General features: G+C 39.7%; 23 protein-coding genes. 6 read left to right on the forward strand and 17 right to left on the reverse strand.

The genetic code is table 11. From position 1 onward, the window contains the following. Positions 1 to 189: 189 nt before the first annotated feature. Positions 190 to 1362: a TlpA disulfide reductase family protein gene (locus tag ASG14_RS11165; RefSeq protein ID WP_082491526.1), complete on the reverse strand. Its 1173-nt coding sequence runs from the start codon at positions 1360 to 1362 to the stop codon at positions 190 to 192. A gap of 271 nt (positions 1363 to 1633) precedes the next feature. Next, entirely contained in the window at positions 1634 to 1858 is a 225-nt protein-coding gene (locus ASG14_RS11170; protein ID WP_056871153.1) for a hypothetical protein, read from the reverse strand. Between the two features lie 144 nt (positions 1859 to 2002). Between ASG14_RS11170 and ASG14_RS11175 the strand changes: the two genes are divergently transcribed. Next, complete coding sequence (locus ASG14_RS11175) at positions 2003 to 3535, forward strand: PAS domain-containing sensor histidine kinase (RefSeq protein WP_056871154.1); 1533 nt, start codon at positions 2003 to 2005, stop codon at positions 3533 to 3535. Between the two features lie 59 nt (positions 3536 to 3594). Here ASG14_RS11175 and ASG14_RS11180 read toward each other — a convergent pair whose 3' ends face one another. Then, positions 3595 to 4653 (reverse strand): hypothetical protein, encoded by a 1059-nt coding sequence (locus ASG14_RS11180; protein ID WP_056871155.1) that lies wholly within the window; start codon positions 4651 to 4653, stop codon positions 3595 to 3597. A 256-nt stretch (positions 4654 to 4909) separates the two neighbouring features. Between ASG14_RS11180 and ASG14_RS11185 the strand changes: the two genes are divergently transcribed. The 4 genes from ASG14_RS11185 (at position 4910) to ASG14_RS11200 (ending at position 8420) form a co-directional block, all read left to right on the forward strand. After that, positions 4910 to 6886 carry an ATP-binding protein gene (locus ASG14_RS11185; protein ID WP_056871156.1) on the forward strand — a complete coding sequence of 659 codons (1977 nt, stop codon included), beginning with the start codon at positions 4910 to 4912 and terminating at the stop codon, positions 6884 to 6886. A 204-nt stretch (positions 6887 to 7090) separates the two neighbouring features. Then, positions 7091 to 7360: a DUF3072 domain-containing protein gene (locus tag ASG14_RS11190; protein WP_082491528.1), complete on the forward strand. Its 270-nt coding sequence runs from the start codon at positions 7091 to 7093 to the stop codon at positions 7358 to 7360. 140 nt (positions 7361 to 7500) lie between these two features. After that, positions 7501 to 8019, forward strand: a complete 519-nt coding sequence (locus ASG14_RS11195; RefSeq protein WP_056871157.1) for a hypothetical protein — start codon at positions 7501 to 7503, stop codon at positions 8017 to 8019. A 68-nt stretch (positions 8020 to 8087) separates the two neighbouring features. Further along, complete coding sequence (locus ASG14_RS11200; protein ID WP_157274905.1) at positions 8088 to 8420, forward strand: hypothetical protein; 333 nt, start codon at positions 8088 to 8090, stop codon at positions 8418 to 8420. Between the two features lie 79 nt (positions 8421 to 8499). Here ASG14_RS11200 and ASG14_RS11205 read toward each other — a convergent pair whose 3' ends face one another. From ASG14_RS11205 to ASG14_RS11230, 6 genes are all read right to left on the reverse strand, one after another. Continuing rightward, positions 8500 to 9135 (reverse strand): MgtC/SapB family protein, encoded by a 636-nt coding sequence (locus ASG14_RS11205; RefSeq protein WP_056871159.1) that lies wholly within the window; start codon positions 9133 to 9135, stop codon positions 8500 to 8502. 53 nt (positions 9136 to 9188) lie between these two features. Continuing rightward, positions 9189 to 9398 (reverse strand): hypothetical protein, encoded by a 210-nt coding sequence (locus tag ASG14_RS11210; protein WP_056871160.1) that lies wholly within the window; start codon positions 9396 to 9398, stop codon positions 9189 to 9191. Positions 9399 to 9565: 167 nt separating this feature from the next. Then, entirely contained in the window at positions 9566 to 10528 is a 963-nt protein-coding gene (locus tag ASG14_RS11215) for a TIGR03885 family FMN-dependent LLM class oxidoreductase (RefSeq protein WP_056871161.1), read from the reverse strand. A 44-nt stretch (positions 10529 to 10572) separates the two neighbouring features. Continuing rightward, positions 10573 to 11400, reverse strand: a complete 828-nt coding sequence (locus tag ASG14_RS11220; protein ID WP_056871162.1) for an MBL fold metallo-hydrolase — start codon at positions 11398 to 11400, stop codon at positions 10573 to 10575. A 20-nt stretch (positions 11401 to 11420) separates the two neighbouring features. Further along, positions 11421 to 11675 (reverse strand): hypothetical protein, encoded by a 255-nt coding sequence (locus ASG14_RS11225; protein ID WP_056871754.1) that lies wholly within the window; start codon positions 11673 to 11675, stop codon positions 11421 to 11423. 272 nt (positions 11676 to 11947) lie between these two features. Further along, positions 11948 to 12661 carry a DUF3891 family protein gene (locus tag ASG14_RS11230; protein WP_056871163.1) on the reverse strand — a complete coding sequence of 238 codons (714 nt, stop codon included), beginning with the start codon at positions 12659 to 12661 and terminating at the stop codon, positions 11948 to 11950. A gap of 191 nt (positions 12662 to 12852) precedes the next feature. On the opposite strand from ASG14_RS11230, the gene ASG14_RS11235 reads away from it, so the two are divergent. Then, the gene (locus tag ASG14_RS11235) at positions 12853 to 13041 is read left to right on the forward strand and encodes a DUF3606 domain-containing protein (protein ID WP_056871164.1); all 189 of its coding nucleotides are present in this window, start codon (positions 12853 to 12855) and stop codon (positions 13039 to 13041) included. 275 nt (positions 13042 to 13316) lie between these two features. Here the strand turns inward: ASG14_RS11235 and ASG14_RS11240 are convergent, their stop codons facing one another. The 8 genes from ASG14_RS11240 to ASG14_RS11280 form a co-directional block, all read right to left on the reverse strand. Then, positions 13317 to 13856: an iron-sulfur cluster co-chaperone HscB C-terminal domain-containing protein gene (locus ASG14_RS11240; RefSeq protein ID WP_056871165.1), complete on the reverse strand. Its 540-nt coding sequence runs from the start codon at positions 13854 to 13856 to the stop codon at positions 13317 to 13319. A 71-nt stretch (positions 13857 to 13927) separates the two neighbouring features. After that, positions 13928 to 15244, reverse strand: coding sequence for an RIP metalloprotease RseP (gene rseP / locus ASG14_RS11245; RefSeq protein WP_056871166.1), 1317 nt, complete (start codon positions 15242 to 15244; stop codon positions 13928 to 13930). 28 nt (positions 15245 to 15272) lie between these two features. After that, positions 15273 to 16433 (reverse strand): 1-deoxy-D-xylulose-5-phosphate reductoisomerase, encoded by a 1161-nt coding sequence (locus ASG14_RS11250; protein WP_056871755.1) that lies wholly within the window; start codon positions 16431 to 16433, stop codon positions 15273 to 15275. Between the two features lie 286 nt (positions 16434 to 16719). Continuing rightward, positions 16720 to 18219, reverse strand: a complete 1500-nt coding sequence (locus ASG14_RS11260) for a GH3 auxin-responsive promoter family protein (RefSeq protein WP_056871168.1) — start codon at positions 18217 to 18219, stop codon at positions 16720 to 16722. A gap of 114 nt (positions 18220 to 18333) precedes the next feature. Beyond that, positions 18334 to 19122, reverse strand: a complete 789-nt coding sequence (locus ASG14_RS11265) for a hypothetical protein (RefSeq protein ID WP_056871169.1) — start codon at positions 19120 to 19122, stop codon at positions 18334 to 18336. After that, a complete protein-coding gene (locus tag ASG14_RS11270; RefSeq protein ID WP_056871170.1) occupies positions 19119 to 20087 on the reverse strand; it encodes a glycosyltransferase family 2 protein in 969 nt (322 codons plus the stop codon). Before ASG14_RS11270 ends, ASG14_RS11265 begins: the two co-directional genes overlap by 4 nt. A 75-nt stretch (positions 20088 to 20162) precedes the next feature. Then, positions 20163 to 21113: a glycosyltransferase family 2 protein gene (locus tag ASG14_RS11275; protein WP_056871171.1), complete on the reverse strand. Its 951-nt coding sequence runs from the start codon at positions 21111 to 21113 to the stop codon at positions 20163 to 20165. A 118-nt stretch (positions 21114 to 21231) separates the two neighbouring features. Beyond that, on the reverse strand, positions 21232 to 21804 hold the full coding sequence (locus tag ASG14_RS11280; RefSeq protein WP_056871172.1) for a DUF4199 domain-containing protein: 573 nt from the start codon (positions 21802 to 21804) through the stop codon (positions 21232 to 21234). Between the last annotated feature and the right edge of the window lie 4 nt (positions 21805 to 21808).

The raw sequence follows: 21808 nt of genomic DNA on the forward strand, positions 1-21808 counted from the left end.
ATCACATAACAAAGGTAATACGTTCTGATGCAACATTGATTGTTCGGATTGTTCATTTTCAAGAATTCAGATATCCATTTTTTATTCAGCTTTTACAGGAATGTTCCAAAATGAAAAATTGATCCGACGGAAAAAGTTCAAAGATTACTATAATGAATAGCCTTGTTGCCCTTCTTGCAACGAATCACACTATCCCCTGCTAAGCAACTTTTCAATATATTCTCTTATTGTCGGGATATCATATTCATCTGGCATAACTATTTTGTTCTCAGCATCGAGTAAAAATACCGATGGAATAGCATAGATATTATATGTTGAGTTGATTATTTTACCATCACCAGGAAGGTTTGAAAGATTTGTCCAGGCCATGGATTCTTCCTTCATCGCCTGGCGCCATGCAACGATATCATGGTCAGTAGAAATGCTAACCATATTAATGCCTTTTGGTGTATAACTTTTATAAATCTTTTTTAATTCCGGAATCTCGCGACGGCATGGCCCGCACCAACTTGCCCAAAATATTATTAAAGTTCCTCTTTTACCTTTAACATTATCCAGCGTTGTTCTTTTTCCGTCGCTGTTAACGTAATTAAAAGTTGGAAATTTTGCGCCAATCACCAAACTTTTGCTCCTCTGCGTGAAATTTACCAGCGATTTGCCTTTAGGGGTGGCTAGCAATGTTTTATCAAATTTACCGGTAATTTCTGCCAGTTCTGATGGCGTAAGCAGGCTTGCGTTCTGATACACATTTATGAGGATCATCCAACTCGTAGGATGCTGTTCCGTTAGCTTGTTAAGCAATTGTTTAAATGACCTTACACTATCATTTTTTGCACTTAAGGCTACCGACAAGCCTTTATTATCACCTTTCTTTTTTGCTGCATCTATCAGTTTGTTTATCTTCGAGGTATTTGGTTGCAAAAGCCCATAACGCATGTTCATATCCGTCTCATTCGATCCTGTTATCGTCAAACCTGATGCATCTTTCATATCTCCATAAATCTTAATCCGGGCGTTCTCGAGAATAAAATTTCCATGCTTTCCCATATTTTGAGCTTTATTGTGAAAGCTAAAATCCATACGTTTCCCGCTCAACGTGTCTACATAATAAATTCCAGATGACCAGGATGGTTCTGCAAGTACGCTATCACGTTTAAATATACCCTTGCCATCTATAATTGAAGTGGAATCAATAACAGGCCAATAGAGATTCTGAGCGGGAGTGCGCTTCATTGTTGTCAGGAAGATCTTTTTTGTATTAACATGCGATACGTTTACTTCTATTTCGTAGCCCGTTAAACTTTGAGCAACAGACATTTGCCAGGCGAATACTATAACAATTAGGGAAAGTAACGTTTTCATAGGAGCGATTTAGTTAACACAATTTAAGAATTATATCCTGTGCTAAATAAATTTATCGATAATAATTTCTGGTCGTACAAAATTTTAAAAATACCGAAGTTAAACCGCCACTTCGGATTTTGAGGCTTGGCTGAAACCATTTTGTACACCTAACTGAGATACCCATTTAAAATTACAAGCCCGAAGAAACGGTCTGAAGAAAATTTTAGCAATTTCATCAAGCTGATTCTGCAGAACACACTATAATCCACCGGCATTCACCTTCTTAGTCTTAAACATTATTCATCATGAAGTTAGCAATCCGGGCAAAAATGAGGTCGTGTATGCTCGAACCATCCACCCGGTAAAACTCATCTGCACGTTTTTGAATATATCCTCTAAAAGATTGATTAATCATAATTCGGTATAAAGTGTTGTCGCCCTTTACTCCGCTGATGATTATTACCTCACTACCGATTTTTAATTCTACCTGCTCAGTTGCTGCCTTGATATCCATATACAAAAATTGCTAACTTATTTAGCAAAACCAAAAAGATTTGTTAACATTTTTCCTTCGAGAAGAATTTTCTATTATCATTTATCCACCAAAGATTTTGAATGCTTAGAAGCTTTCTTCGGCCGATTTTTGTAAATTTGAAGTATGAGGCCTGACCACGACCGTTCTTTTGATGAGCATAACAAGAAAGACACCGAGCAATCTAAAGAAATATCACATCCAGAAGCGGCACAACCATCGGCAACTTTGTTGCTTAACGCAATTTCTCAACAGGTTTGGACAGCGAACAGCGCTGGTAAGTTAGACTATGTAAATGAGGTAATTTGTCAGGATTTTGGCCATACAAGTGAAACCATTCTAGATTATGGATGGAAAGCCTTTGTTCATCCTGAAGATCTGAACTACAGTACAAGCCTTTGGAACGCCTCAGTGGATAGCGGACAGGAATACAGCAACGAATTCCGGTTGCTTTTTGCAGACGGTAATTATTATTGGCATCTCGCCACTGCAAAAATAGTGGCACAAAGCGGAAAATCGAATATCTGGGTAGGCACCAATACAAATATCCACAATCAAAAAACAAATGAGGCTCGAAAAGATGAGTTTATTTCTATAGCCAGCCATGAACTTAAAACACCACTCACCACCATAAAAGGCTTTCATCAGCTCTTGCTCAGAATTGCTGATGAAGGCAGAATAAAAGATTACCTCGAGCGCTCTGCCGGACAGCTTTTGCGTTTAGAAAAACTAATTGGCGACCTCCTAGATGTAAGCAAAATAAACGCCGGAAAAATGGTTTTGAACCTTGAACCGTTCAATTTTTCTGATATGCTAAAAAATGCTATCGCAGAGATGGCACAAATTTTTCCCAGTCACAGGCTACTGCTGCAGAATGATTGCAATACGGTTATCAATGGCGATCAGTACAGGCTTGAGCAGGTGATTAACAACTTCATTTCTAATGCCGTGAAATATTCCCCTTCATCGGATAAGGTAGAAATCACTTGCACGGTAGTTGAAGAAAGCCTGGTGGTTTCGGTAACGGATTATGGAATCGGGATTGAGGAAAGCCATTTGAAGCGGCTATTTGAACGTTATTACCGTGCCGATAATTCGGCAACCCGCTTTGATGGACTTGGACTTGGCTTGTACATTTCTGCTGACATTATTAAAAGGCATGGTGGTAGTTTCTGGATTGAAAGCAGCCTTGGCAATGGTTCAGTCTTTTCTTTTAAACTACCGATAAATGAAGGAATTCGTTTCGAGGCAGACATTAAAACAGACAATTATTATCAGGACCGCTACATCACAATTTCATGCCCGGTTGATAGTGATATTATGCATGTAAACTGGACTGGCTATCAGGACATGCACTCTGTTAAACATGGTGGCTTGCTTATGATTGAATACCTAAGAAATAATCGTTGCAGCAAAGTTTTTAATGATAATCGCCTGGTTCCCGGTACCTGGTCAGAAGCTTCGGATTGGGCAGCAAAAGTTTGGCTGCCATTGATGGAGCTCGCCGGACTCAAGTTTTTTTCGTGGGTATTATCTGAAAGTGCATTCAGCCAGCTTTCGGCGCAAAAGAGTGTCGAAAATGAAGATAAACAGGCAGAAATTTCCTTTTTTGAAAACGCAGAAGAAGCCATGACCTGGCTTGTAAACAGCAGTTTGTAACCAGGGATTCGTTTTGAGTAGATAATTTCTCATCGACTCGTTGCAAAGGCTATATTCAATTACTTTTTTACTACAATAATTTTACGGATGAGTGCAGCCTGGGAACCATTGGTAATTGCTACGGCATTGCCATTTTTCCAGTATTGAGCTACAGCATCACTCCCTTTGTTGCCGTCGCGATATCCCGCAACGTAAACGTCATCACCTAAAACAGCAATTGAATGGCCAAACGCACTTTCAGGCCCGTTGGATAAATTGACAGGCGAACCATTTTTCCAATATTTTGCAACTATTGCATTGGTACCAGCAGTGGTACCCGAACCCCCAATATATACATCTGAGCCACTAATCGTGATAGAGTTGCCCCTTACATCTGCTGCGCTTTCATTAATAAGTATAGGATTTCCAAGATTTTTACTGTAGCGGGTTTGAGATTGACCGGAGCTATTATAACTTTCAGACCATACAAGGTATAAATCACTTCCCGATACTGTTAATGCCTGGTCGGCGGCTGCCCGGGTGCGGTCGGATAGGTTAAACAATTGTCCGTTTTTCCAGTAGCAGGTAATTGTTGATGGCCAATCTAGATTTCTGTACTCGCCTATTACGTAAACATCGTTGCCAATAACCGCAATACCGGCTGCAACAGCGTTCTGGTTATCATTTGTCAAAATTACCGGAACGCCATTTTTCCAATATTTTGCCTGATAGGTTGATTTCCCGGCCGCTATTTCCTGCCCGGCGACGTACACATCGCTTCCCTGCACAAAAATATCATTCGCGAAGGCATCTTGCGTACCATCGGTAAGTGATGTTGCCTTACCATTTTTCCAATATTTTGCTACATATTTTCCGGAAGCGTTAACCTCATAACCCACGATATGAATATCATTACCAACTAAGACCATCGCATTTGCATCAGACGAACCTGTTCCGCTTCCAAGCGAAACGCCATTACCATTCTTCCAATATTTCGCCACGTTGCCCTCACGGCCTGCAGCATAAATATCAAAAGGCGAAGTTGAAGGCGGATTTGAGTCATCTGGTCTTGTTTTCTTACAAGCTGAAAACGCGGTAACAATAGTTAAAAACAGCAAAATGCTAAGTAGCTTCTTCATATTTTTTAGGGTAATTCATAATTGAACAGCAATTGTTGAAATTAGTTTGGGATGGAGCATTATTTCTAAACGAACGACTTATTTACGTAACTGGAAAGATTTTAGTAGAATCGTTTTTCGTTTTGCGTCCACCGTTTCTCCCAAAGAATAACGATGGGCGTTGGAAGTAATGAATATGATGGGAATTCGTTCAATTAACGCTAAAAATTTATCTTTGCGCTAAGCCGAATACCAAATTTCTATCTCTGAACTCGTAATGAATATTGACGAAAACACATCCCTGGAGAATTTTAGCACCGAACACATCATTCAGGCACTTACACACTCTCCCGAACCCACAGCCATTTACACAAATCAAAATATGATTATCCGTTTTGCAAACGAAGGCATGCTGGAAGTTTGGGGGAAGGATGGCTCATCTATTGGCAAACCTTTGATGGAAGCGCTCCCGGAGTTAGACGGACAACCTTTTCTGAGCCTGCTTCAGCAGGTATGGCAATCAGGCGAAACTTATACGGTTGAAGACGCAAGGGTTGAAGTTATCAAAAATGGTATCGCTGTTATTGACTATTATGACTATCAATATAAGGCGCTGCTGGATAACAACGGCCACACCTGGTGCATTCTTAATACGGCACGAAAAGTTTCTTCGAGGCGGGAATATCTGCAAAGAATTCAACAAAAAGAGGAAAAAGAGCAGGCCCTGCTAGAGGAAATGGCAGCCACTATGGAAGAACTCAGTTCTACCAACGATGAATTAAATATTTCATTAAAATTGCTTGCAGAGAGCCGGGAACATGTTAGAACAATTATAGAGCAAGCGCCTGTTGGTATCGCCGTGTTAGAAGGACCTGACCATATTATTGAAATTGCCAATCCTGCTATTTTAAAAATCTGGGGACGTACGCTAGTCGAGGTTGAAGGCCTGCCGCATGAAACTGCCCGCCCGGAACTTGAAGGCCAGCCTGTAAACACTTGGCTGACAGAGGTTTTTCAAACTGGCAAAAGAAGAATTAACAATGAGTTTTCGGTTAAACTTCTGGCAGAGAATGGTACAAGAGACGCGATCGTTAACTCCATATATCAACCTGTTTTTTCAACTTCAGGCGAGGTAACGGGCGTATTGGTGATACTTGAAGAGATTACAAGCCAGGTTCTGGAGCGACGGTCGAACGAAAAAGATCAGCACATGCTGTCTATGGCTATCCTTGCCGGAGAGCTTGCAACTTTCTATTACGAGCCCGAAACAAATCTTTTCTCCGGAAATACCCTTTTAAAAACCTGGTTTGGTTTATCAGAAAATGACAATCTCGATCTTAGCATCGCCCTCGCATCTATTTTCGAAGAAGATAGGCAGCGTGTTGCAGACGCGATTGCCCAATCTTTGAGCAAAAATTCTGATGGAAACTACTTTATCGAATATCGAATTTTTCATCCTCAAGACCCTAAAGGGAGACTTGTACAAGCGATGGGAAAGGTTTTTTATAAGCAAAATGGTGAGCCCGCAAGCTTGAACGGCACTTTAAGAGACATTACCGAACAAAAGAAGGATGAGCAAAGAAAGGATGATTTTATGGGCATGGTGAGCCATGAACTAAAGACTCCCCTAACCTCTTTAAATGCCTACCTGCAACTAACGCAGAGAAATGTAATCCTTTCTGGCGACAAAGTACAACACAGTATTGTTGAAAAATCGATTAGACAGGTGCAAAATATGACCGCTATGATTAATGGATTTTTAAATATTTCAAGGCTTGATTCCGGACGGATGGTCCTCTCGAAATCCGTCTTCAATCTTCAGAAGTTATTTGCAGATTTGGAAGAGGAAGTACTTTCAACTGTCCACACCCATATAATCATTTTCGAACAAGGTGAAGAGGTGGAACTTAGCGCCGACCGGGAAAAGCTTTCACAAGTTGTCCACAACCTAATCGGTAATGCCGTAAAATACTCCAAAATGAACACGACCATTACTGTCGCTTTTGCGGAGTTTGAGCCTGAGAAAGTTAGAATTTCGGTAAAGGATGAAGGGATGGGCATTGATCATGAAGATCGGGACCAAATCTTTGAGCGATATTACCGGATAAAAAACCCGAAGATGGGTTCCATTGCAGGCTTCGGCATTGGCCTTTACCTCTGTAAGGAGATTATAGATTTACACCAGGGTTCAATAAAAGTTGACAGCGAAATCGGAGTTGGATCTACTTTTATCGTTGAGTTGCCAAGGATGTAGAAAAAAGCAAAAGCCTATGTAATTATACTGTTGCTAAGCACCTATATTTTGGAAATTCTTGTAGGTCACCACAAAGTCTTGATTAAAATCGCTATATCATCATGGAATCACATCGCGACAGCAACTAAAGAATTTACCAACTCTTTGGCGGAATAAACCAAACATTGGCAAATTTCTATTGTTGAAACTATAAATAACAAAATCATGATTAACAACAACGAAAATAACGAGCCAACGAACCAAAACGGTACACCATCAAGCGACAACGGCATTAAAGGAGATAATACCATTAAAAATCCTGATGATTGGACTACAGGTGATGAACCGATGACGGGTGCTCAAGGTTCTTATTTAAAAACCCTTTCTGATGAAGCTGGCGAGGAGTATGATGAAAATCTAACAAAATCGGAAGCTTCGAAAAGGATTGACGAGTTGCAGCACAAAACGGGTAGAGGCTTGGAGAACAATAAATAATTGCATCGCCAGGGTTTGATGATTTAATTAGGCCGAACATCGCCCGGCACCTTTTTTAATATTATATTGAATGAGTTGATTGTAATTGATTTCGCAGTATGGAATTAACGATTTCCATGCATCATTACTGAAAAACCAGCATGAAAGAAATTGAATTGACACTAACCACCCCGTGCCTGGCCCATTGGAATGAGATGACCGAGACAAACGCCGCAAGGTTTTGCGACCGCTGTGAAAAAACTGTGTATGACCTTAGCGATAAATCAGACTCTGAATTGCTTGCTTTTTTTAAAGACAAGCAAAAGAATGTTTGTGTAAGGTTAATAGCGAGTCAGCTTAACCGGCCGTTAGCCAGGCCCGTTAAAAACCCGGGTTTGCAATGGTTGTTCACTTTTGCTCTACTTGGAGCAGCAATTGGACCAAGCCATGCGCAAAGTCCAAAACCGGTTGTTCATGATATTAACAAGTCAACAGAACCTTTATCGCCTAACAATTCGACAATAGTGTTGGTTTCCCCCATCAATTTATTCAGCGGGACAGTGATAGATAGTGCAACCAGCAAACCAATTGCTGGTGTCAAATTACGGCAAGTTGGCTTTCAGAATGTACTGGCGGTAACGGATTTAGCAGGTAAGTTTGAGCTGAATGCAATAATGTGAATACAAAGGTCGCTTATGGTTTTGAATTGAACGGAGTACTTGTGGCTAGCCATTTTTTACAAGATAAAATGACAGTTAAGATTGCTAGGCCAAAAACAATTTGGCTCGGAGGCGTCGTGGCCGGAAGCTCACCTAGGAAACCAATCTATATTGTTTACTCGGGAAACAAAAACTGCGAACTTAATGCAACGACATTTGCATTGTTATCGCCAGATTGGGTTGAAAAGATAGATGTTATGGAAGCTTCAAAAGCGATTGCCACCTATGGAAAGAAAGCGACCAACGGCGTTGTGCTAATCGGCATAAAAAAGGCTTTTGCAAATCGTTTCCATTTTTCTAAAGAAAAACAATTCCTGCAACAATCGTCTGTTAAAGATGCATCTTCAAACCCGGAACCATAATTAATCAGCATAGTAGGTTTTCCGTTCCTAAAGAACATGACCGATAACTGTATGCCTTAGCCTCCGTATAAAGCTACAATTAAACGAAACTCAAAACTTCATCCATATCCAACAGCATTAAGTTCATCCGCTCGGTTGCATGTTTTCTCCCTGTAATAATGTATACAAGTGATAGCTTACCATGTTCTTTCGTCATTTCCATCCTTTGAAAAGAAACTTCCGCACTGCTCATTTTATCTTCTAATCGCTCCAGCAATGCCAGTTCACTGCTTTTTAGGGTAATGGTTATTAACTTTTGCTTCCTAATTTTTGAGATGAGTGTTTCGACTCTGCTAACCATTAGCAGCACAAAAAGCGTAATTACGGTGAGTGAAACGGCAAGCGCATGTAAACCTATTCCAGCCGTCATGCCGATTGCAGCTGCAGTCCATATAACTGCGGCGGTTGTTAACCCACGCACTGAAATTTTATCCTGAAAAATTACGCCTGCACCTATGAAGCCAATTCCTGTAATAATATTGGCAGAAATCCTATCATCGGTATCAGCCCCGTGCCCGGATATGATGGTGAATATCGTTGAGCCAAGGCAAATTAATATGATGGTTCGAAAACCGGCCGATTTACTTCTATATTCCCTTTCGAAACCAATTGCGCCACCGCATATTATAGATACGAGCATCGCGAAGAGGTCTTTCCATTCTACAGCAAAATCCATCGTTGATTATGTTAAAACAAATACTAATTATTGGCGAGGCGAGCTAATGTCGACTAAATGCCGCGTGTTAATGGTGTTTCATCAGGAAAATCTGAATGCTCGTGTCTTTCATCAACAGCATCTTGCTTAAGATCTGGTTTTTCTGCAACCAGGCTTCCTTTTCCTGCAATTCCCCGATAGTCTGCCCCTTCGGGAAGTTCCGTTTCCCGAGACAAACTGCTATTACCTTCAATTGTCGATTTCTTTTCTCTTAAAATACTCATAATAAATTCAACTTAACTTATTCAATCACGTTAGTTTATTTTAAAACGCATTGCAAAAAGAAAAGGTTTATGAACTTCTACGGCATTTATTGCGGCTTTTACGCAATGACTTTTTATTCTCTTGCAACTCAATGGAGATTGTAAAATACCATCAAACCGAGCAAACCTTACTTATTTCCTTTTAACATTGGCAACACACCATTGCCAAAATCTTCAATAAAATCTCGCTGATTTCTGTTTACATTGTGGAGTATAATTCTATCGAAACCCATGCCCAGGTAATCCTCTATCCATTTGCGGTGTTGGTTAAGGTCATCAGATATTAGCACATGTTCATCCATTTGCGACTGGCTAACCAATTCTGCCGCAGCATCAAAGTGGGCAACAGTAGGGAGCTCGCCCAAAACGCTTCCCTGAAAAATATTTCCACGCCACTGGTGGTAGGCGCCCAAGATTGCTTCTTCTTTGTTTCTGGCGTACGATAGCTGTACTTTAAGGTATATTGGTTTTTTTTCACCACCGTTAGATTTGAAGGCTTGAACAAGTTCCTTAAGTTCTTGTTTGGGCTTGTGGGTAGTGACCAGTCCGTCTGCCCATGATGCCGCCCATTTCGCCGTTTCCGAACCAACAGCTGCACAAAACAGGTTTGGAACCTTTTCGGGCAGTGTATAAAGCCTGGCATTTTCTATTGATATAATCCCCTTCCGCGAAACAATAACACCCTTTAATAATTCGCTTATTATTTCGTAGCATTCTAGCAACCTTGCATTTCTGACTGACTTTTCGGGCCATTTTTCACCCGTTATGCTTTCGTTGAGCGCTTCCCCGCTACCCAAGGCAACTACTAAACGACCGCCAAACATTTCATTTAATGTAGCGATGGCCTGAGCCACAATGGCGGGGTGGTAGCGCTGACCCGGCGCACAAACCATACTGTACGGAACGGAAGTTGCAAGCATTGCAGCCCCAAGCCACGCAAATGCAAACCCACTCTGGCCCTGCCGCTCGCTCCACGGATGAAAGTGATCTGATGAAGATATAGCTTCGAAGCCAGCTTTTTCAGCAAGAATAACGTAATCTAACAATTCACTAGGTTTGAATTGCTCATGAGATGCGTGATATGCAATCATGCCTGGTTTTCTATATTATATAAATTTTAGCTTGATAATTAATGTTAGACAAAACGTCCATGCTCAGGAATAGCAATGGTATCAAAATCGTCTGCAAGTTTTTTTAATCCCAGCCTAAGCGACGCCCCTTTCATGGATTGCCCATGACCTGCTATTACAACAGCCGGGCGAAGATCCCGAAGTTTTTTTACGGTTTCCCATGCGGCCTGCCAATCAGTTGTAAGGTATCTTGGCGGTCCGTGTACTTCCCGTTTTTGTACAAGCACTTTATAAAAAGAATCCTGTCTCACGGTTACAAAAGCATCTCCAGCAATTAAAATTCTGTCTTTTTCACGAAAAAAGGCTACTTGCCCGGGAGCATGCCCCGGGGTATGTATCCAACGCCAATCCGAAAGTTCGGGTAAGCTCCCATCTGGCGGGTATGCAGTTACATGCCCGGTTATGTCAATTGGCTCGTTTGGGTAAAGCGCTGAAAGCTTTGCCAAGATACCACCCTCAACTGTGCTATCCGGTTCCGGATAGGCTTGCTTACCTGTTAGAAAGGGCAGTTCCAATTCGTGGGCGTAAACAGGTACCGGCCATTGCTCCAAAATCTTAACGATACCACCAACATGGTCGAAATGCCCATGGGTTAAAAAAATTGCCTTCGGCGGCTTTCCCTTACCAAACCTATTTTCTGCTGCCTCAATAATTTCTTCGCCACATTTGGGCATGCCACAATCAATCAAAAACCAATCTCCGTCTGGCTTGCCCAGCATAATTACATTTACGATTTGATTGGTGTAATAATAAACATCTTCCACAATGCCTTTTCCGTTTCCGCTTGAAAATGAAGTCATTGGGATCATGTGATTGTCGCTGCTTTGTTTCATAATATTGGCAAGCCTATAATTTAAGGTTGAGGATTTTCCTGATCGTGGCCCTGTGTTTTCACAATTTTATTATATATTCCAAGAAGCAGAAATGGCGCCGCCCATTGGCCAACAAAAAGTGCATTATGCTGATGCCCCAAACATTTTAGCGTTAAAGAAACACCCATAGAGGCTAGAGCAGCCCATAAAAAAGTATCCGATGGTAGTTTAGATGTTTGTTCTTCAATTGCGGTAGCAACTTTGCCTTCGCTGTGCGATTTACTTTGCGATTCCATAAACTTAATTTTAATGAGGTTCTGTTTAATTAAATTGATTATAATTCGAGCGCCCATTCTTAATACAAGAAGTTTTTGAGAAATGTTCAAGCTTTTTTCACAACAGGTATTTCACTTCGAAAAGTAGTATTTATAGCAAAAGCAACACCACGAAAGGCTTAAAACGAAAGATGATGTGGCAGTTTCCAACGAGGATCAATAAGTTGTTTACCTGTAGATTTACATCCATCAACAGAAAAACCGCGGGATACCGATGTAGAGGACATGTAAATTTACTTTTCGGCCAGGGTGAAACGGACGTTTTCAATGTCGGAATTTTTGAGGAGCGTCCGGAACTCTTCATCATTTTTGAACTGCAACTGTTCTATTTTTCTTCTTTCAAAGCCAATCTCAAACTTGCCTACCGCGAATGGCCAGGGTTCGACTATAATGGATTCTTTACTTTGAAATAAGCTATAGGGCGTACCGTCCGGCCCGCAACTTATTTCTATCCTTCTCCCTTCGGGTGGAATTTGTGACTGACAAATGAGGAGGGAAAAAGCATCGCAAAATTCGAGAAGTTCGTAGGCCATGTCGAGTTCTTTTTTTTCTACCCCGGCATCTGATAGCCAATGTTTTTCCTGTTTTTTTAAATTTGAAATAAATTCTTTTGCCAGAGGATCATCACCATGCGTGAACCTGATATGCCGGTTAATTAACAGCGCAATAAAACGGCTTTTTGTAAGGGCCATATCCAGCAAGCGTGTGGAAGCATCCAAATCGAAACTAGTCTCTTTAAAATTAATTGGCGCTCCATTTTCATCGATAAGCGGATTGCGTTCAAATTCATTGAAAACATCATCATGTTCTGCGGTGGCAATCAGGGTTTCAATCCACCTGTCTGGCTGATTCGAAAGCTTCCATCTGGCACAAATTTGGCCCGCAAGCAAACCATGGGAACGCTGGGTAATAATTTGCCAGCCATTTTCTGTATATGTTGTAATCATAGTTGTAACTAAATGTTTGATTACAACATTGTACTGAAAGATAAGTTCGGAGGGCTAAACAAATAGTTTTAAAGCCTGTATCCAGAGAATTTTTGCTTCCAGGTGACTGGAAAGTTGGCAAAAAAAATAGTTTTCAAACAAGCATCCTTGGGAAAAACCAAACCAATGCTTAAAAAGCGTGTTAATAAAGCATGGATGATAAATCAAAACAAGATGGTCGTGATGATGCTAAAGTAGATTTGAACGACCCAAACGAGGTTGCTTATGCTGCTCAGGAAGCAGGCGTATCTTCAGTGGAATATAAAAAGTACGCAACTGAATCCGGAAGCAGTTCACGGGCGGCAATTGCTGCGCATATTAAAAAAATAAAAGCCTCATAAAAAAGGTTGTGTATTAAGCCAATCGCTTAATACACAACCTTCTATCAGTTAATAAACAATCTGTTTCCCCGCCCGGTAATATACCTCAGCAATCGTTTTTTGTAAACTCTACACAATTTCCGCCCGTTTTACCTGCATATCGAAATTTAATTTCTTGTGTAGTTATCAGGAATCTTTTTAAAAAACGCCGATTGTTTGAACCATCTTTCAAGCACCAAAAATGCACATTCAATTATGCGCTCAAATCAAGTGTTTTTCTGCCTTGGGTGCTAATGCTACTCCTTGGGTAGCTTCTCTCTAATTCTTGAAATGTACTTCTGCCGGTAGAAAATATCTTTTATAGACGATAATAATGCGTCCGCAGTTTCAGGATTTTCATCAAACTGTTTCGTAAGGCCATCCAGTTCATCATTAAGTTGCTGTTCAATTGCATTAACGTCGGCATTTACCTGATGTAGTTTTTCTGGGTCGGGCTCGAACTGTAAATCCATCAGGGCTTCATTTACATCCATCATGTCCATCAAAAAAGATTGAGGCAACTGATAGCCTTCATCTGTTTCAACAATGCCTTTAAGTTCCAAAACATATTTCAATCGCTTTTGAGGGCTACTTAAAACTTGATAAGCTTTATTATTTAAGGTTGATAAATGTAAAACTTCCTGTTGCTTCTCTTCACTTTCATTTGCGAAAAAATCGGGATGAAACTTTTTGCTGAAGGCATAAAATTTAGATTTTACAACATTTAAATCTGGATGAAACCGTACCGGCAGTTCATAAAATTCAAAATAGTTTGGAATGTTTTTTTGCTCCGACATTGCGTATAAATTAAAAAGCCGCAGCCATTAGAATTAAAACTAATAACTGCGGCAATGCTATAAAATTAGTTTTACTTGCCAAATATTTTTAAGATGTCATTACCAAAGGCAAACACCATCAAACTTATTAAGATTACAAAACCGGCAATTTGCGCTTTCTCAAGTACTTTTTCGCTCACAGGTTTACGTTGCACCATTTCAATAAGCAGAAAAACTACATGGCCTCCATCTAAACCCGGAATAGGCAATAAATTCATAAAGGCAAGTGCCATTGAAATTAAGCCTGTTAAAGTCCAGAATTTAAGCCAGTCAAAGGTGCTACCATAAACTTTTGCAATACCAATCGGGCTGCTGATGTTACGGGCACTAACTTTACCGGTAATCATTTTACCTATGCCTTTTGCATTGTCGGCAAAAGTGCTCCATGCCATATTAGCGCCAACAGGAAGTGCCGCAAAGAAGCCGTAATTAATTGTTTTACGTTTTATTTCATCGAAATCCGGGAAATAACCAATCGCACCTGCGGTATCAACCTGTACGTTTATTTGCAAAGGCTTGCCATTTCTGTCGATCGATAAAGCAACCATTTTACCCTTTTTCTTCATTACTAAAGGCTTCGCTTCATCCTGATAAGTTACAGGTACTCCGTCTACGGCTTTGATTTTATCACCAGGCTTAACCCCGGCTTTAATTGCACCGTACCCAGCCATTAAACTGTCTGCTGTTGCAGTGTATCTAGGCTCAACAAAAAGGCTTTTTCCATCAGCTACCTTATTCAGGAAATCATCAGGAACTTTAATCTCGATGGTTTTATCACCACGGATAACCGTTAATGTTGTGTTACCCATAAGCACTTTTGAGCTTTTCAGTTCTTCAAAGCGGATAACCTTGTTACCGTTAATGGCCAAAATCTTATCACCATTTCTCAGTCCGATATCAGCCGCTACTTTTCCAACCTGAATACCATGTACAACCGCACTGTTTGGGGTAAAGGTTTCACCATATTTAAAAGTAAGCACCCAAAAAATAACAATACCAACAATAACGTTAACGATAATACCACCAAGCATCACAATTAAGCGCTGCCAGGCTGGTTTCGAGCGGAACTCCCAAGGTTGCGCAGGTTGTGCGAGTTGCTCAGTATCCATGCTCTCATCTATCATCCCGGCAATTTTAACATAACCGCCCAAAGGCAACCATCCAACTCCGTATTCAACATCCCCTTTTTTGAAACTGAAAAGTTTGAAACCCCATGCATCAAAAAACAGATAAAACTTTTCTACTTTAATTCCAAATGCCCTGGCCGCAAGAAAATGCCCTAGTTCGTGTAATATAACTAATAAAGACAATCCAAGCAGCAGCTGCCCCGCCATAATCAATCCATTCATATGCTCTTACAATATTTTATGTTAGATGTTAAAATATACTTTTTGTTACTAATTCGGCCGCTAAGATACGGCTATGTTTGTCAGTTTCTAAATAATCGGCCAATTGTGGTGTTTCTATGAAATTGATATCTAACATACAGCGTTCAATAACATCACTCATTTGAAGAAACCCAATCCTATCTTTTAAAAATGCCTCTACCACAACTTCGTTCGCCGCGTTTAAAATACATGGCATGTTCCCACCTTTTTTTATTGATGTGAATGCAAGTTCCAGATTTCTAAACGTTTCCCGGTCTGCCTGCTGGAAGCTAAAGTTTGGGTAATCCAGAAAATTAAAACGCTTAAAATCATTTTTTAGCCTGTCGGGATAATTTAAGGCATACTGAATTGGCAATTTCATATCCGGAACACCCATTTGCGCTTTCATCGAACCATCTCTAAACTGAACTATAGAATGAATGATTGATTGCGGATGGACAATAACGTCAATCTGGTCTACTTCTAGGTTGAACAGCCATTTCGCTTCGATAACTTCCAAACCTTTGTTCATAAGCGAGGCAGAATCTATGGTGATTTTTGCGCCCATTACCCAATTGGGATGCTTTAAAGCCTGTTCTTTCTTAACCGTAGCTAAGAAATCCCCGTTTTTGCCTAAAAAAGGCCCGCCCGATGCAGTAAGGTAAATCTTTTCAATTTCATTATTTTCCTCACCAACCAGGCACTGAAAAATTGCAGAATGTTCTGAATCAACCGGAAGGATTTTTACTTTATGTTGTATCGCCAGTTCGGTAATATATTTGCCTGCTACAACCAAAGTTTCTTTATTTGCAAGCGCTATACTTTTGCCCGCTCTTATCGCCTCTATTGTTGGCTTTAACCCAACAGAACCCATTAACGCCGTTAGCACAACATCGCTTTGAGGGTAAGCCGCTACTTCTGACAATGCAGCCTCGCCAGCCAAAACCTGAATGTTAAAAGGTGCTAAAGCATCTTTCACATACAAATATTGGCTTTCATCACAAATTACTACGGTTTCAGGTTTAAACGCTTTCGCCTGCTGGATAAGTAATTCCGAATTTTTTAACGCAGATAATACCGAAACTTTAAAAATTGCCGGATGGTCACGAATAACCTCGAGTGCCTGGGTGCCTATGCTCCCTGTGGAGCCTAGTATGGTTATGTTTCTAATGGAATGTTTTGTTGATGTATTGCTCAATTGTTGTTCTTCCTCTCGTATTTGAAGGTTTCTTATTTTCACTATGCAAATGTTTTTTTTCTTTTGCTAAGAAATGTTGAGTCTACGTGTTTTTGAAGGTTAAAAATCAATGAAATTTTTAACTTTTCGTTTGTATATTTTATTAGTTGTGAATTTCTTTTAGGCAAAACTTTTAGTTTCGAAGAAGTCATTTGCTTTCCATCTTTGTGAAACTCAGGTCTCAACCTCTAGATAAACACTGTTTATTGAGGTCAAACACTTAAACAATAAACTTCTCCAACCCATCAGCAAGTTTCCTGTCATTGCTTAATCTTGGAACTTTATTTTGCCCGCCCAGTTTCCCTTCACTTTTCATATAATTAACAAAGGCATCCTTTTGCAACGTACGTATTATTAACGGTCGAAGGATGTTTCCTTCAATGAGGTCAAAATAGTAAATATTTTTCTTTTGCAGCGCTTCATCTACCTTTCTGCTGAATGCAGGTAAATCTACAGGCGGCGCAGAGAATTCCACAAACCATTCATGGTAAGGCAGTTCACCCGGCTTCGGGTTAACCTGAGGCGCAACTGTAAATTCGGTAATTTTTACACCTTCAGCATTTGCTACCGAAAGCAGTGCATGTTCTACCTCTTCGCCAATAACATGTTCGCCAAATGCAGAAATAAAATGTTTAATCCTACCTGTAACCACAATTCGATACGGATTTTTGGACACAAATTTAACCGTATCACCAATGCTGTAACCCCACAAACCAGCATTCGTATTAAGTATTAGTGCGTAGTTTTTGTCAAGTTCAATTTCTCCTAATGATAATCTGGCCGGATTTTCGTCATGATACTCATCTGCAGGAATAAATTCGTAAAATATACCAGCATCGGCAAGCAGCAGTAAGCCCTTGTCTTTTTGCGAATCCTGATAAGCAATAAAACCTTCGGAGGCGGGGTATGTTTCTATCGAATCAATTCGCTTACCAATACTTTGTTCAATTTTAGCCCGGTAAGGCTCGAAATTAACGCCACCGTATATAAACAGGCTAAAGTTTTTAAAAATTTCTGCAATTTTTTTGCCCCCGCTCTGGTCGGTTAGTTTATCAAAATACATTTGTACCCAAGGCGGTATGCCAGAAATCAGGGTCATATCTTCGTTAATTGTTTCGCCAACAATAGCATCTACTTTCTGCTCCCAATCTTCAATAATATTGGTTTCGTAGGAAGGAAGTCGATTTTTTTGAAGGTACTTTGGCACATGGTGAGCAACAATACCTGATAAACGACCTACATTAATGCCATTTTTTTGGTTGAGTACCGGACTCCCCTGCAAAAAGATCATTTTCCCGTTAACGAAAGCAGTTTTCCCAGTTTCGTTGATGTACGTTAAAATTGCGTTTCTGGCAGCTTTTATATGCTCAGGCATAGATTCTTTAGATAAAGGGATATATTTTACTCCCGATGTTGTACCTGACGTTTTTGCAAAATATAACGGTTTACCTTTCCAAAGCACATCGGCTTCCCCGGCAACGGTGCGGTCTATATAGGGTTTTAAACCCTCGTAATCCTGAATTGGTACATAATTTTTAAAATCCGAATAGCTTTTTATCGCCGAGAAATGATGATCTCTTCCAAAAGCAGTTTGCTTTGCATCATTAACAAGCTTTAAAAGAATTTTTTGCTGGGCATAGACTGCATTTGCTTTCCACTTGTTGATTTGCCAAACCACAAATGCTGCAAACGGTTTGCTCAGCGCTGATTTAATTCCCATACACCTTAAACCCTTAAAGGGGCTTCTCCTTTCTGATATTGGTATTTAGCTGGCAAATTTTACTAGGCATAATTTTTTAGTTGGGATTTCAATTGCCCATTACATTGTTCAAGGCTAAACGATATTATGCAAAATATCAGGATGCTCGTCGCCCTTATACTCGCCCGAAATTTTGCGGTAGGCAACGGTTAAAGCAACACTCGATAACGGGACAATTATAAAAGAACTTAAAATATTAACAACAAAAGCAATAAGCGGCCATTGCAAGTAGTTTAACAATAAATAAATTAAATATCCGCCACCTAACACAACCAATAACAACAATATTTTGGTAAAGTTCCCTTTGGTTGTGGCCAGACTCAACTTAATCGAATCGAAAGGCGTAGAATTTTTGTCGATTATAAAGAATGGGAAAAATGATATTCTTAACCAGGTGATGAAGATTGCAATTACACCGACAGAAATCGCCACGTTTTTTACGATTGTAACATCCAGACCGGTGTAAATAAAAGGAAAGGCTATGAGTATGACCACCAGGTAAACACCAAAAATACAGCCCACAAAATATAATGTAGCAACAAGAAAGCGGATAATCTGCTGCCTGGTTGGTAGTGTATCCACAATTTTAACATCGTTTTGTTCATCATCCATCAAATGGAAAATGTATTTAAATAACGAAAGATTGATTGTAAAATAAAGCATTATAAATACGAAGACCATCGCGATGCTTAAAATCTTACTCACATCTTTAATAAAAAATGCCATCAAACTTGATGCGCTCGCGGTGATAAACATTAAAAAACACAGCGTTGCAATGGAAAAATAATGTTTCCTGGTGATGTTCCATGCTTTTTGAATAACATCATTAACTGCGAAAGTACTTTCTTTTAGATAGTTTATCATTGTTGTTTAAATACCACTCTTTTAAATAGATCTTGAATAAATCCTAAGCCGTAGGCAAATAATTGGATAAATGAAGATATAATGCTCAAAAATGCAACTTTTAGTGATTTATTTACAGACCACGAATGAAAAAATATCAACAAAAAGAACATTAACAAGATAAAATTACCAACAATTCCTAAAGGGCGATAAAAAATATCGCATAGGATGGTGGTAATGAAACCAACAGTAAACACCGCAGGAAAGAAATGAACAAGCTTTAATTCTTTTGGAAAATGCTTATAAATATTGATTCTGGCCCGGCCAAAAAAATGAAGCTGCTTGTAAAACTGGCTAAAACTTGTTCTCCGTTTGTGGTAAACTTTTGCTTCTGGTATAAGTCCAATTTTAAAGCCGCTTTCATGAATACGAATACTGTATTCGATATCCTCTCCGAGCCGGGTTAGAATAAAGCCACCAACTTTTTCCCAAACCTGACGGGAAACCCCCATGTTAAAGCTTCGTGGATGAAATTGGCCAACATGTTTTTTATTGCCGCGAATGCCCCCCGTTGTAAAGGGCGAAGTCATTGCGTAACTTATGGCCTTTTGTACGGGTGTGAAGCTGTCATGTGCGGCATCTGGACCACCATAGGCGTCCAAATCATGCTCGTAAAGATAATTTTTAACAATTTCCAGATAGTCATGAGGAATTAAGCAATCTGAATCAAAAATTACAAAATAATCTCCCTTTGCACGCTCAAAGCCAAAATTTCTGGTAAACCCTTGTCCTTCGTTTTCTTTGTAAAAATAGCTTACATCTAATTTGTTTGCATAACTTTCTACAATCGATTTAGCATCGTCTTTTGAACCGTCTTCAATAACCAAAACTTCAAACTGTAAATAAGTTTGCTTGGTTAGCGTGTACAGCAATTCGTTAATTTCTTGCGGACGATTGTAAAGTGGAATTATGACGGAGAAAAACATTTTCGAAAAAGGTAAGCAGTAGAATTTAATTGGTTTTGTTTCTTGGCCGATTAGCCTAATTGTGAAACTTTTGCCTTACACCCTCTTTTCAATTAAATATTGATTTCTTTCTGGGGCGTTTCGGGTAACCAATTCGGCCACAAAGCCCGTTAAAAACATTTGCGAACCCACAACAATTGCAACCAAGGCAATATAAAACAATGGCTGGTCGGTAATTTCCCTTTTGTAAGGAATATGTGCAGCTATGTGGTAAAGCTTTATGCCAATCATCCATAAAGCCATAATTGTTCCTATTAAAAAACTCAGTACGCCGAGTGAGCCAAAAAAGTGCATTGGGCGTTTACCGAATTTACCTACGAAGAATATCGAAAGCAAATCTAAAAAGCCATTAATAAACCTGCTGAAACCAAACTTTGTGGTGCCGTATTTCCGGGCTCTGTGCTCTACAACTTGCTCTTCAATTTTCTTAAAGCCTGCCCATTTCGCAATTACGGGAATGTAGCGGTGCATTTCTCCGTAAACTTCTATGGTTTTAATTACATCGCTCCGGTATGCCTTTAAACCGCAGTTAAAATCGTTCAGTTCAATTCCACTCATTTTACGGGTGGCTGCATTAAATAATTTTGTAGGTATGGTTTTCGTAATCGGATCGTAGCGTTTCTTCTTCCAGCCTGAGATTAAATCGAGTTTTTCTTCTTTAATGCGTCGGTACAATTCAGGTATTTCGTCAGGACTATCTTGCAAATCAGCGTCCATTGTTATGATAACATCACCTCTGGTGGCCTCAAAACCAACGTTAAGTGCAGCAGATTTACCATAATTCCTCCTAAACTTAATGCCTTTTATTGCATCGTTTTGCAACTTCAATTCCTCTATAACTTCCCAGGAGCGGTCTGTACTACCATCGTCGACCAAAATTATTTCGTAGCTGAAATTTTTTTCGTCCATTACTTTTGCAATCCAGGCTGTTAACTCCGGAAGCGATTCATCTTCGTTATATAAAGGTATTACTACTGATATATCCATTTTCAAAATTTAAACCGCAAAGGTTTGAAAGCCTAGGAAGTTTGTTCAAAACAAAACGTGCAAATTTCATCAAATAAAATGATAAAAGTTGCACGTTGTAAATTTTTATAACGCTGGTTTAACCTTCTTGTTCTGGTAAGGAATTAAAAGTTACCGGTTCTTTTTTCTTCAAGATTGCCGCAAGAATCAATGCAAGTACACCATACATTGCTATTGATACGCCGAAGCTTGTGAATGAATTTTTAAACGTTGGCGTAAGTTTTTCTTGCATGTTGCCTGCTTTGGCCATTGCTTCATCTATTTGTTCAGACGCCATACCAAATTTCTCCATCATACTTCTTTGTGATTCTTCAATAGCTGCAGCTGCTCTGGCTGGTAAATCAGGATCAATTAAAGTCATTAAAACCACATTATACAAAACTGATGTTATTGCGAGAATAAGGGCAATTATCAGGAATGATTTAAAAGCCTCGCCAAAGGTCCAGTATCCACCAACTTCTTTTCGAATTGTTATTCCCGAGAAAACAAGCAGGGCTATAAAAACAATCAATATGATAAACGGCAATGCGAAATTGGTGTAAAGCATTACCGGGTTTATGAAATACAGCGTAAATGAAATTACAAGTGATACGGCTGCAAGTATAAAACCATATTTTAATGATAATTTGGTAATTAATGTACTCTTGTCCATGTTG

Source organism: Pedobacter sp. Leaf194, assembly GCF_001423945.1.
Lineage (GTDB): Bacteria > Bacteroidota > Bacteroidia > Sphingobacteriales > Sphingobacteriaceae > Pedobacter.